This is a genomic window from Bacillus cereus group sp. N31 (assembly GCF_016483245.1).
GTDB classification, from domain to species: domain Bacteria; phylum Bacillota; class Bacilli; order Bacillales; family Bacillaceae_G; genus Bacillus_A; species Bacillus_A toyonensis.
This window is the reverse complement of record NZ_JAEHCH010000003.1, coordinates 45002-57826: the sequence shown is the minus strand read 5'-3', so window position 1 is coordinate 57826 and position 12825 is coordinate 45002. Positions and strand designations below refer to the sequence as shown.

The following is a 12825-nucleotide window of genomic DNA, read 5'->3' as shown; positions in this document are numbered from 1 at the left end:
AAACAAGTCGATAAATTAGAATTTGTAATGGAGATTATTTATATTTTGTGCGGAGCGCAACTTTGAATTGGCAGAAAGCAAACATTAGGTGATAAAAGTCAAAGCGTCCATCCGTTAAAATTTAATGTATACATTTAAAATGTGAGGTGAAGAAATCATGACAGACAAAAAAATCACAGTACAATTTACGATGCTGACATTTTGCATAGCCTATCTTGTGTCAGGTGCTTTGATTGCTCTTGGGCAATTCGGATATTCGGTTCACAATTGGGTTTACTCGTTACAGCAATTCGGGATGAATATCCCCTTTGCAATCTATATTTTGTCGCCCGCTATTGCTTCATATATCGTTCTGAAGAAAAATAACAAAATAGCCGGTTTCAAGGAATGGTTGAGAACTGTTTTTTATGCCAAAAATAGCATATCTCTCTATTTGTTCGTTGTTGCAGGACTTGCACTGTATTTTTTGATACATATTGCAGTTTCAGGCCACACGGAAATGGTGCTTCCATTTTATACGTTCTTCCTTTCCCTGCTTGGTAATCTTATTATCGGTGGCTTGGAGGAAGCTGGCTGGATGTACATATTGCAGCCTGAACTTGACAAAAAATACGGTTTTGTCTTGTCTTCTGTTTTTGTTGGAATCATTTGGATTTTATGGCATATCCCTCTCTTCTTCATTCCGGGGACGAATCACGGAGAGGGACTCATTAACTTTTGGATGTTTGCAGTTCAACTCATTGCGTTCCGGTTTTTCAACGGGGCAATCTACAAAATATCAGGAAAAGGCCGTGTGTTTATGTGCGTATTATTCCACACCATGTTCAATGCGGCATCCCCCATCTTCGGCACCATGACTATGACTTGGGCAGGAACCATTGCCGCAAATGCTGTGATTGTTCTTGTTTCAATTGTAACCGTTGTGATATACGACAAAAAGAACAGGCGAATAGTATAAGCATAATCCGTGTTCGCCAAATTCCAGTTTGTTGAATAGCCGTTTATATAAACGAAACGTCTTTGCAGGAGTGGCGAAGCCACGACTACATGAACAGCCCCCATTATCTAACAGGGGCGCAAATTAACCTATAATTCCCCTTTCTGAAAGAAATGTGATTAACATCAATGTGTAAGATTGTGAAATGTTGTACTTAAAGTAACAGGTGCTTTAGTTGAAAAAAATTAAACAACTTTATTATCATTTTAAGTAACAATATTCTTTTAGATCAATTCAGTTTTAAACAACTTTTTTAAAGCCTTATTACATTTGATATGTAGTAAGGCTCTTGCTTTATTATAGCGAATTAAACAACTTTATTATCACTCTACACTTCTGGAATGTAAAAACAACTTCCGGTAACGAAAATTATGTAAATAAGCTGTCCATATGGGCAGCTTATTGTTTTTTTGCTTAGCGTGCAAAATTCGTGTCTTGTTGGCGGTACCCCATGTCCATCAACCTAACAAATCAGGTTGCCCCAAAACGAAAAAATGAACTTCATTGCTATAAAAGACTCAAATTTTTCGTTTTGGAGCATTATAAAATTTTAACTTGATGGTGATGGGGTGGGATCCGAAACAGTACGATTTTATTTCAAAGACAACGATCTTACTACACACTTTTTATTTATCCCACACTCTCATCTGCTAGTATTACTATTTTTTATTACTAATGTTGCCGTTTCACTCGGATGGCTAAGAGGAAAATGATGGCCATATGGAACAAAATCAACCTTACCAAGATGCGATGGAGCAGAATAGCCTCTGTCATACTCCCCCCAAATAATGTGAAGATTATACTTTGTTACTTCATTGAAATCACCTTGATCGTTTTTCAATAGTAAGCTGTTAAGCTGAACCGTCGTATTTAAAATTCTAGGAGAAGTAAAACTTTTACTTGTTTTTTCAATATAATGTTCAGGGATGCTCTCCATACTTTCAAACAAACCATTACTTAATAAATAACGCCCTATCAAATTAGTAGTTGCCAATTTTAATGTCCATTTGTTCATAAATTGAGGAACATTTAGCGATTTAGCATTTTTTTTAACAACAGGTGGCTGAAGTAAAGTGATTGAATACTTCTCATCTATGTACTCTTGTACCAATGCTTCCAGAAGAATAAACGCACCGAATGAATGGCCAATTAGATGTGCACCATTCGTAGCTTTCTTCAATAACTTTTTCACTACATTCAAATAGATATCTAGAAGATTTTTCTCTTGTTTAAAAGGAGAACGTCCCAAACCTGGAAGATCCAAGATCCATACAGGTTGACCAGTTTTTTCATGAAGCTCTTGTGCTAAAGGAAATAAATCCTCTCCATCACTCAATAAACCATGTAATAAAATAAACGGTTTACCCTCTCCTTGTAATTGGTAAAGGGTATTGTTATCGCATAATGTTCGTTTAAATAAATGATTATGCTGGCCATTTTGATACATCATTCGATAATCCAGATCAGCTACTACGGCAGGGAAAAATTTCATTACACTCGTCTTCTTAAACCAATCTCCTCCCATAATTTTTTTCGCTGAAACATTTGAAAATTTTCGTTTTGTAATAAAATTCAGTCCATCAGAAGGAATTTTTGTTATTTTACTTACTCCACTATTCATAATTGCTTTCATAAGTGGCATTGGGACAGATATTTTTGGTGCCCTCATATTCATACTTTCCGACATAATACTTAATAATTCAGCAATGTTCTGATCGTGCTGTTTGTCTTCAACAAGTGTGTATGTTTGAATAGTCGGTTGTTCCAATCTGAAAACCTGCACAATAAACTTCGCAAGCTCATCGTTTGAAATAAGTGGTAACCTATATCCCTTACCTCCAGGAATCACTGGCATGAGCCCTCTTCGCATACTCATCACAAGCAAACCTAATCCTGCTATCTGCTCTGTACTCCCTGTTTTACTACTACCGACTACAGTTGGCGGATTAATTACAGAAAGCGGATAACCTACTGCTGATGCCTGATGACGGATATAAAGATCTGCTAAAAATTTTGTTCTCTCATATGGATTTTTTATTTTCAAATAATTGTTTCCTTCTTTAAACACATCAATTGCAATCTTGCTATTTTTATCATCAAAGGGACTCATATAACCTACAATATGAATAAATTGTTGCAAGCCCTTCAATTGATGAATGCTTTTAGCTAATTCACTAATATGTTTGGCGCCATTTAAAAATACGGAAGCTGCCTCTTTACTTGTCGCTTGAATATCCATGGGGCCTCCTGCGTGAATAATCACATCCGTTTTCAATACCCTCTCCTTATCTTCAGCACTTAGACCTAAATCTATTTTCGTCAAATCACCTTCAATAAAGTGCATAACTGCCTTTTTTAAGATGCCTCTTTCTTGAAAAATGCGTATTGCTTTACTTTTCGACCTTACTAAAAGAAGAATTTTAACATCCTCTTTGGCTAATTCTTTTACTAATTGCTTTCCAATAAAGCCTGTTCCACCAGTTAAAAATACTGTTCTCATATAAAATCCCCTTTTTAGTACTACTTAGTACTAATTTGATGTAAAAAAAATGCTTCTTTTATCGAAGCAATTTTAAAAAATGATATGCTGTTTTCGTGATTACAGTTGCATCCTTCAATGTTTCTGAAATAAATAACGCTCCTTCAAGATTTGTAATAAAAAGGGATGCAACCTCGTCAATATTAATCGTATTTCTGAATTCTCCATTCTCTACCCCTTGTTTAAGTAATAGAGAAACTTTCTTTTGTAATCCTGTAAAAAAAAGACCTATTTTTTCTTTTATTTGCGTGGCCTGTTTAGGACTTTGAATATAAAGAGTAATAAATGGACAGCTCCCCTTATACTCTCTCGACTGAACTCCTTGTGATAATTGCTTTAAAAACAGTTGGATACGATTTTCAACTAAAAATTGGTTCTGAGAAAGTACGTCATCAATTGCAGATTGATACATTTCAATCCAATAATCAACGACCGCTTCTAATAATACTTCCTTATTAGAAAAGTGATAATACACATTAGACTTTGAAACTTTGCTTACACGTACTAATTCATCCATACTTGTATAAGCAAACCCTTTTTCTAAAAATAATGTTGCAGCTACTTCAATCACACGTTTTTGATTCATTAATTTTACCTTTGTCATAACTAGAACTATATAGTACTAATTTAAACATTGCAAGTATTTATGTTAATTTAGAAAAAAATTTGATAAAAAAATTCCACTAACATTGATTTTACTGCAAAAAAATCTTATTTTGAATAAAGTTGAACTAAACCCCGAAATTGTTAATTCACTATCGTCTAATAGAAGTTGCCATACATGCCCATCAACTTAAGAAAAAGAAATGCCCCCAAAATGAAAAAATGAGCGGCTTCTCAGAATAGCTATCTGTAGAGAAAGAAAATTTTAATTTAGGGGGATATGAAAGTATTAGCTTGATGGTGATGTGGTGCTCCCCCATCGCTATCAAGCTAATACTCTGAAGTACGCCCAAAATGGAAATTTTATATTTCTATGGTTAATTAGATCTTAGTTATTTTAGGAATCCTAAATTTCCTCAGTCCAATTTAGAAGTTCTTTTCAAAAAATAGGGTTCTTAGGATACTTATCTTAAGAACCCTATTTTTTGATTTAGCATGGAAAGTATAATCTTTTCTAATTCAGCTTTATTTAAAACATCCTCAATAATTACAACTTGATAGGCATTGTCCTGCAGGAACAATCATTTTCATCTCCTTTATATTCCTTCCAGTTCATAATTTTCTATCTTGTCATTGTCATTAATCATAAATAAAATGGATCTTCTCCTGGTTCTATAGTGATGGTTTTTTCCTTTTTCTAAAATAGCGGATTGATAAATAAATTTTCTTGAAATTAAAGAAGTTGAGTGCGAAAGCAATGAAAATAAACTATTCTTTTCATAGAAATATATAGAAAGTTCGACAATCCTAATTATAAAAATTCACTCCTTTATCATTGACAGAAAATTCAAATTCGTTATATAATTTTGGTATTACCAATGTCTTTAACATGTATTACCATTAAATAAAGGAGACGATGACTTGAAAGAAAAGGAACGCACCTCAGATAAAATTGTGAACGAATTAATTAAATCCATATTGGCCGGTGTTTATTCTATAGGAAGCACTTTACCGCCGGAAAGAGAGCTTGCGAAAGAATTTGGTGTTGGTCGCCCAACTATTCGTGAGGCGCTTCAACGTTTAGGAAGAAGTGGATGGATAACAGGAAGAAAAGGAATGCCATCGATTATTAATGATTATTGGAGCAATGGTAATCTAACGACACTTATTAATATTGTTGAGAATCATCATACCATTACAGATGAATTTATTATGTATTTATTAGAATTTAGAAGTTCGTTGACTCCGACTTATATTCGTAATGCTGTTACGTTTAATCAACCTAAAGTGGTTGCTCTCCTTGCTAATCTTGAGCAACTTGAAGATAGTGCAGAAAGCTATGCAGCATTTGATTGGGATTTGCAAAAAAGGTGTGCTGGGCTTGCTGCCAATCCAATCTTTCTACTCATTTTAAATAGCTTTGATTCCATTTATGTAGATATGGCAAAAAGGTATTTTTCTGTAAAAGATCATCGTGAGTTATCCTTCAACTATTATCACGACTTATTAAAAGCTGCATTAAAGGGAGATGCGATTGAAGCAGAAAGATTGTGTAAGACAACATTGGAGAAAAGCTTGGCTCTTTGGAAAGATAGAAAAAAAATAAAGAAAGCTGGAGGCGTGATAAATGAAACTAAAATATTTTAAAGAATATTTTTCCTATCCTGATATTTTGATTATGAGCTGTCTTTTCCTCACTAGCTTTGGATTTATGATTTTACATTTAACCTCTATCGGAATTTGGGGTGCTTTTATTTTGGGAATGATTATGTATTCCTTAGCTGAGTACGCTACTCACAGGTTTATTTTTCATCTAAAGCCACCAAAGAATGCATTTTTATTAAAAACGCTTAAGCGCCTACATTATGACCATCATACAAATCCGAATGAATTACATTTATTATTTTTACCCTTATGGTATAGTGTGCCAAACATTGCAATTTCAGGAGCGATTTTTTATTTTCTTTCATCCAGCTTTTTCATGACAAACGCATTTATTGCAGGTATTATGCTCTTTTTATTATTTTATGAGTGGAAGCATTATATCGCGCATCGCCCCCTTCAACCAATATCACCATGGGGGCGATGGATGAAAAAAGTTCATTTATGGCATCACTTCAAAAATGAAAATTACTGGTATGGTGTTACGAATCCAGCCTATGATTTTCTCATGGGAACCTTTAAAGACCAAAAAGATGTTGCCCAAAGTAAAACTGCTAAAAACCTAGAGAAACGTGGTGACCAGAAAATAGAATTATAAAAATAATCCATTGTCATCATCCTGGAAATGTTGAATGAATTTTGCAGATTCTACATTTCTCAGGGAGTGGCAGGCATTTTTTCCTATTGAGTAATACGCATGGTAATAAATTGCGTAAGGATCTTTTGAAAGTTTGTTCTGATCATTTACGAATTTATGTTCTTTTTAGAGTTATTTGTTGGAATGTCTATTGATCAATGAAAGATGAAAAATGAATGTGAAAATAAAAAAGAACTCTTTCATCTGTTGAGGAGTTCTTTTCATATAAATTACGATTGGGGTACCGTCACATCACCATCAAGCTAAGAAATGCAAATACCCCTAAGACGAAAAAAAGATCGTTTTTGTTACAAGTTAACACAAAATTTCGTTCTGGGGGTACTATAAAATTTAAGGTTCATAGCGATGTGACGGTACTCCTATTAAAGACATTTCTCCTTCTAAAGTAGACAGTACTTGCAATCTTAGTACGAATCACAGTTGAATTCATGTTACTTAATCGTACCCATTCCGGAAATTTTAATGTTAACCTTGACGTTGACATCGCCTTTTGCTAATTCGTTATTCCATTTATTTTGGACTTTTTTCCATTCTGGATATGTGTAAGTTCTTGCATATCTCCCAAGCCCAATAGGATCAATATTGGCAGTTTGTATTTTCTTTATTAATTGTTTGAAATCAGCTTCCAGCTTAGTTTTGATCGCCTTTTGTAATTTGGCTGCATCCTTTCTTGTATTGAACGAAAAAAGCCGTTCTGTAATGCCGACCCTCATCTTTATATCTGTATTAAATATAAACTTATTATCATATCTTACCTTTGTCTTTACTTTAATATTATATGCAGTAAAACTTATCCAATCTTTATCCTGGCTATTCGACTTTAGTTTAATTGCCATTGTAAATGGAAAATCGCCTGTAGTTCTTTGTTGCAGAATGCGTAATAATTTATTTTCATCGTATTTTAGTGTTAATTTATACCGTCCTTTTTCATCTAGCAAAGCTGTACCTGTCACAAATATTTTTTTCGTTTTTTTCATCTCAGTCATATTTGCTGTTAACCCTTTGTCTGCTATTTGTTCATGTAGTTCTTGAAGATTTGTTTTTACTGTTATATTTCTTAAAGAGGCGGTATCAACCAGTTTTGTTAAATATAGAGGAAGACGCGGCTTATCTTTTGGATTATAATAAATGACGTCCGAAACAGGTCCATCTACAGCAACAACCCTTGTGGTAACTGTATTTTTGGGATCTCGGTAAAATGGATCGAGATATTTCATCCAATTTTTTTGTTTCAGTAACCGTTTTCCAACTAAAATAACCTGTGTTTTGCTTCCCGAGGTAAGTGCCATAACAGTAGCATCAAATTGGTCTCTAGATTTTCGAACCGTAGCAGATTTCACAACAGTAGTTTCTTCTTTTACTTTTGCTTCTTTATTGAAAACAGGGCTTGATATATACACTAATAAATTATCATTACGATCTAAATCAATACCAAGAACAAGAGTAAGAGAAACGTCTTCAACATTTGTTTGATCAAAGCATCCAGTCATCATGAATACCGATAACAAAATACAACACAGTACTTTTCTTTTCAATGTATCCTCCCCTGGCGAAACTTCTCATATAGACAGCAGTACAGCCATAAAATGATAGGTAATATATAGGTTAATCCTAATCCAGCATTCGATAATACCTGTTGCCAAATTTCGGCTTCATTCCAACTAGGATGAGTCCAAAATATGAATCCGATAATGAGCAATAAGAGAATAACTACATGAGAGCTATGGTTTTGTTTTCCAAGTAATTGGCTTGAACAAAATACAGCGCAATATATGGTGGGAATCCATGCTGTGGAAACAACTGGTAAGTAAAGAGCCAATAAAATCATGTCAAAACGTTCTAAAAAACGAAACTCAATTACTTTAAGTAAATTTAGTACTGGTTGGTTAAATTGCGTAATGCTATCAGGGCTAAAATAGGCAAAGCAAACAAAAGTAGCAAATAAATAAAATAACATCGTTAAAGTATTTGCAATAACCATTCCATGGACTGCATACTGTTTTTTTTGTAAAAAGGGATATAAAAAGAACGCAATATCAAATCCTAAATAAGCAAAAATAGTAGTCGGTACAGCTGTAAATATAGGTTTCCACCCATCTTTTAAGAGTGGAAAGAATGGCATCCAACTTCCGTTCTCTTTAAGAGGTATCAAGAAAAATAACGGAATCCAAAGCATCGTATAAAAAGTAAGTTCGGAGTACCGCCCTATAATACGAGGGCCGTTACGTGCGACAAGAAAGGTAGGAATCGAAAACAAAAAGATAACGAGATAGTCAGGCGTTTTTGGAAGAAGCCATCCCTTAAGATAAAGCATAGCATTCACAAGAACTACACAAGAATAAAAAGAGAAGTACATCATGTAAATAACAACGAATGCTCTCCCTACTATTTTTCCAAACAATCGTATAAGAATGTCATAAATCGTGTCCTCGGGATATCTTGCAGCAGTTTTGACTATAAATACACCTGATATTGTGGAGAATATCCAACCAATCAATATAGCTATCCATCCATCTGTTCCGGCTTTTTCTGCAAGCACACGGGGAAGCGATAAAACGCCAGTGGCCACCTGCATTCCATTGATTAAAACAATATACTGCATAAGAGAGATTTCATTATAAGCATACTTTTTCATAATTTCACCTTTTATTACGATTCTTTCCTTGTCGAATAGATTGAATGGTTCCATTCCCCTTAGGACGCCTTCTTATTGTCCATAAAGGAAAGCGTACAAAAGCATCTTTCATATCTGCAAAACGAAAGGGTGCTAATGGTGTTCCGTAAGAAGTACCTAGCGATTTAAGACTACTTAGATGCCCAATTAAAGTCATCCACCCGATAACAAGTCCTACAATTCCAAATAAGGCAGCTGCTAGCATCATTGGAAAACGTAAAAGTCTTACTGCCGCTCCCATATCATAGTTAGGAATAACAAAAGAAGAGATGGCGGTAACAGCGACAACAATAATCATAATATTGCTTACAATTCCCGCCTGAACAGCCGCCTGACCAATGACAATACCACCTACAATTCCAACTGTCTGACCAATCGGAGTAGGTATCCGTAAAGCCCCTTCTCTCATCGTTTCCAATGTTATTTCCATAAGTAATGCTTCCATAACTGGAGAAAAGGGTACACGCGTTCTTGATTCAGCAATAGATAAATATAGCTCTACAGGAATAACTTCAAAATTAAAGGAAATAAACGCAACATAACTCGCCGGCAGAAATAAAGCAACCATAAAGGCGATAAAACGAAGCAACCGAATAGACGAAGCAACTAACCACCTTGTACCGTAATCATCAACTCCTTGAAAAAAGGAAATAAAATTTGTTGGAGTAATTAATACATTAGGTGAATGATCCATTACAGTTACAAATCTGCCCTGTAAAATGTGAGATACAGCCAAATCAGGTCTTTCAGTTAATATAAATTGCGGAAACGGCGAGTAAGGGTGATCTTCAATGAATTCTATAAGTTCGCCATTACTAGTCACAGCGTCGATTGTAATATTTTGAATTCGTATTTCTAATTCCTTCAGCACATCTTCAGAAGCTACATCTTTCAAATATAAAATAGAAATTTTGGTTTTGCTTCGTACACCAATTACTATTTCTTTTATCGCTAATTCACGATGAGGAATATATCTTCGAATCATTGCGATATTTTGACTTCCAGTTTCTATGAATGCTTGATGTGCACCCTTTAGAGCTATTTCGTTATGTGCATCTTCAACACTTCTTTGTGGCCATCCTTTTGTATCCAATTGATGTGCTGTTGTTCGACTGTGGATTAATAAAACACTATCTCCCCCATAAATAGCATTTTCAATCTGACTCAATGTATTAATAATTTTAATTTGTCCTAATGGAATTGGAAGTTCTGTATTGGTATCAAAATCACTATTCATCAAAGGACTTAGGACATGATTCTGAATCAATTCTTTATCTGTTAATCCAGACAAATATACTAAAGCTGCTTCTAATCCATCTACTGTTATTTGAAACCGCCGAATTACTAAATCAGGCGCTTGACGAAATATATTCTGAATATCAGCTATGTTTTTGGTTAAATCAGCGTCTAAGAGGGCGTCTTCAATATTTTTTTCCTGAAAATGAGTATTGTCTCGTATTGGAAATGACTTAGAATTATCTCTATATTTTAAACGCCTCAAAAATTTAGCCATGATTCTCTCACTTTCTATGTACTTTTTATAGTATGTTTAGTATGCATATATTAAGAAAAAATATCCTACTAACTAGAGAGGTAACATTAGAATTATTACTATAAATTTTCGGGTGCATATTTCATAAAAATCAAGTTCAAAAATAGTCCTTTAAGTTGATGGATGTGTGATACTACCAAGCTAGTAATGTGGTGCTCCCCCATATAAAGAAATTTTAAACATCTTAATCTGCCTTTCCTTTATGTAAATATGGGAATAACGAAATTACCCCAAGGATAGCTAAACAAGCTCCAATCCATAGCGGAGATACAAAACCATATCCTTTACTGATCCCAAGACCACCTAGTGACGAACCAATAACAATACCTAGCGTAATAAAAGAACTATGAACGGTATTTATCATTATTCCATTACTAGCTGTTTTCATCACCCTCGCAACCATAGCTGGATTCAATGCTACACCAGTTAAACCAATAAAAATCGTAGAAATAACTGCAATGTATTTATTCTCTGCACTTAAAGCAAATAAAGACAACGCTATGATTAATATAATTAATCCACCCATAAGTATTTTCATTGTAAATTTATCAGCAAACTTGCCAATTATTATATTCCCAATTACCGTCGCACTACCATAGAGAGCAAGTAAATATGGAATACTTGCACTTGAAAAGCCTGTGACATTTGTAAAGATCGGAGTGAAATAACTAAATGCTGCAAACGTACCGCCAATAATGAACATACTTGTTACGTACGCTGCCCAAAGATGAATATTCTTAAATCGCAGAAGTTCGTCTTTCCAATTTAATTGCTCTTTATTTGAAGATGATGGTAACAACCGTTGAATCATAATCCCTGATACTAGCACAAGAACCGAAACTGCCCCAAAACTAATACGCCAGCCAAAATATTGCGAAATAACGGTTGTTATAGGTAAACCTAATACAGTTGCGAACATTAAACCTGCAAGTACAATTGATGCAGCTTTTCCCCTTGAATCAGAGTGAACCAATGTTGCAGAAAAGGAAATCGCAACTCCAAAAGCTGAAGCTGAAGCAATACCAGTTATAATACGTGAAGTCATCATAATATTATAGTTCCAAGCAATAGCTCCGAGCGATTGACCAATTAAAAATATGAACATTAAAAACAATAATGCTTGTTTGCTGCGCATCCGTAAGAGGATTGCAGTTAAAATGGGGCCTCCTATTACCATTGCTCCTGCATAAGCTGAAATTAAATACCCAATAGATGATACAGAAACCTGGAATGCAAGAGCAAGTTCATTCATCATACCTGCAACCATAAATTCTGATGTAGTCATACAAAAGATTGCTAAAGCTAATAAGTAAATAATCGATGGCATAAAAACACTCCTTATTCATTATTGTAATGATTGGTACAAAAATAGTGCAAAAAAAGAGCGCACTAAGCGCCACAAATAGACTCTACTGTTCCTTTGATAACTTGTTCAGACAACATCCGATTTTGCATCGATACATTAAGAACACGGAATCCATAATAACTGCTTAAAAGCAGACTAGCTAATTCCTCAGCTGATTGCTTCTTTGAAATTTCACCTGTTTGCAATCCTTCCTCCATCACTGTTTCAATAGCTTGTTTAAGAAGTTCAACATGCTTCGAGAAAATTTCTTGTACCATTAAATCGTTTTTAGCACGTTCTATACTGGCATTAATCAATAAACATCCTTTTTGATCAATATTCTCAAAGTCTTCTTTCAATGCCCATTCAAAAAAATTACTTAATCGTTCTTTAACTGGAATTGGAGTATCTAACAATTTCCTCTGTTCCCTAATCCCAATTTCATGGTAGCGCTCTAATACTTGTTTATACAGTTCATGTTTACTACCGAAAGTATTGTATAAACTTCCTTTTCCAAGTCCTGTATCACTGCATAAATCTTGTGTAGAACACCCTTCATATCCTCTTAACCAAAATGTTTTCATTGCAACATCTACAATTGAGGAATAATCAAACTCTCGAGGTCTGCCGCGTTTATTCAATCGTATCCTCCTCTCATTTTAAAGATAACATGAATAGAATACTCTTTTTTGTACCTATCGGTCAATATTTTGTGTTTTATTGTTACTGTAAAATAAAATTTGATTATTTTAGATTACGAATAATTAAAAATAGCCCCCTTATTCAAGTTGCCTA

General features: G+C 34.4%; 10 protein-coding genes. 3 read left to right on the top strand and 7 right to left on the bottom strand.

Translation table 11 applies throughout. From position 1 onward, the window contains the following. Positions 1-157 precede the first annotated feature (157 nt). Positions 158-958: a CPBP family intramembrane glutamic endopeptidase gene (locus JDS81_RS06755; protein WP_097952163.1), complete on the top strand. Its 801-nt coding sequence runs from the start codon at positions 158-160 to the stop codon at positions 956-958. 682 nt (positions 959-1640) lie between these two features. Here JDS81_RS06755 and JDS81_RS06750 read toward each other — a convergent pair. Both JDS81_RS06750 and JDS81_RS06745 read right to left on the bottom strand, forming a co-directional pair. Beyond that, on the bottom strand, positions 1641-3497 hold the full coding sequence (locus JDS81_RS06750; protein WP_097952165.1) for an alpha/beta fold hydrolase: 1857 nt from the start codon (positions 3495-3497) through the stop codon (positions 1641-1643). Positions 3498-3555: 58 nt separating this feature from the next. Further along, positions 3556-4122, bottom strand: a complete 567-nt coding sequence (locus tag JDS81_RS06745) for a TetR/AcrR family transcriptional regulator (RefSeq protein ID WP_142312523.1) — start codon at positions 4120-4122, stop codon at positions 3556-3558. 938 nt (positions 4123-5060) lie between these two features. Between JDS81_RS06745 and JDS81_RS06740 the strand changes: the two genes are divergently transcribed. Both JDS81_RS06740 and JDS81_RS06735 read left to right on the top strand, forming a co-directional pair. Next, positions 5061-5786, top strand: coding sequence for a GntR family transcriptional regulator (locus JDS81_RS06740; protein ID WP_000659656.1), 726 nt, complete (start codon positions 5061-5063; stop codon positions 5784-5786). Further along, positions 5767-6399, top strand: a complete 633-nt coding sequence (locus tag JDS81_RS06735) for a sterol desaturase family protein (RefSeq protein WP_097952169.1) — start codon at positions 5767-5769, stop codon at positions 6397-6399. The genes JDS81_RS06740 and JDS81_RS06735 overlap by 20 nt, the downstream gene beginning before the upstream one ends. A gap of 491 nt (positions 6400-6890) precedes the next feature. Here JDS81_RS06735 and JDS81_RS06730 read toward each other — a convergent pair whose 3' ends face one another. From JDS81_RS06730 to JDS81_RS06710, 5 genes are all read right to left on the bottom strand, one after another. After that, positions 6891-7994, bottom strand: a complete 1104-nt coding sequence (locus tag JDS81_RS06730; RefSeq protein ID WP_097952171.1) for a Ger(x)C family spore germination protein — start codon at positions 7992-7994, stop codon at positions 6891-6893. Next, complete coding sequence (locus JDS81_RS06725) at positions 7991-9094, bottom strand: GerAB/ArcD/ProY family transporter (protein ID WP_179864492.1); 1104 nt, start codon at positions 9092-9094, stop codon at positions 7991-7993. The genes JDS81_RS06730 and JDS81_RS06725 overlap by 4 nt, the downstream gene beginning before the upstream one ends. A gap of 4 nt (positions 9095-9098) precedes the next feature. After that, a complete protein-coding gene (locus JDS81_RS06720) occupies positions 9099-10646 on the bottom strand; it encodes a spore germination protein (RefSeq protein ID WP_097952175.1) in 1548 nt (515 codons plus the stop codon). A 223-nt stretch (positions 10647-10869) separates the two neighbouring features. Then, positions 10870-12012 carry an MFS transporter gene (locus tag JDS81_RS06715; RefSeq protein WP_097952177.1) on the bottom strand — a complete coding sequence of 381 codons (1143 nt, stop codon included), beginning with the start codon at positions 12010-12012 and terminating at the stop codon, positions 10870-10872. A gap of 62 nt (positions 12013-12074) precedes the next feature. Continuing rightward, positions 12075-12671 (bottom strand): TetR/AcrR family transcriptional regulator, encoded by a 597-nt coding sequence (locus tag JDS81_RS06710; RefSeq protein ID WP_097952179.1) that lies wholly within the window; start codon positions 12669-12671, stop codon positions 12075-12077. Positions 12672-12825: the final 154 nt, after the last annotated feature.

Coding starts and splice junctions, on each gene's coding strand:
- JDS81_RS06755 (WP_097952163.1), top strand. CDS start 158: ATGACAGACAAAAAAATCACAGTACAATTTACGATGCTGACATTTTGC.
- JDS81_RS06750 (WP_097952165.1), bottom strand. CDS start 3,497: ATGAGAACAGTATTTTTAACTGGTGGAACAGGCTTTATTGGAAAGCAA.
- JDS81_RS06745 (WP_142312523.1), bottom strand. CDS start 4,122: ATGAATCAAAAACGTGTGATTGAAGTAGCTGCAACATTATTTTTAGAA.
- JDS81_RS06735 (WP_097952169.1), top strand. CDS start 5,767: ATGAAACTAAAATATTTTAAAGAATATTTTTCCTATCCTGATATTTTG.
- JDS81_RS06725 (WP_179864492.1), bottom strand. CDS start 9,094: ATGAAAAAGTATGCTTATAATGAAATCTCTCTTATGCAGTATATTGTT.
- JDS81_RS06720 (WP_097952175.1), bottom strand. CDS start 10,646: ATGGCTAAATTTTTGAGGCGTTTAAAATATAGAGATAATTCTAAGTCA.
- JDS81_RS06715 (WP_097952177.1), bottom strand. CDS start 12,012: ATGCCATCGATTATTTACTTATTAGCTTTAGCAATCTTTTGTATGACT.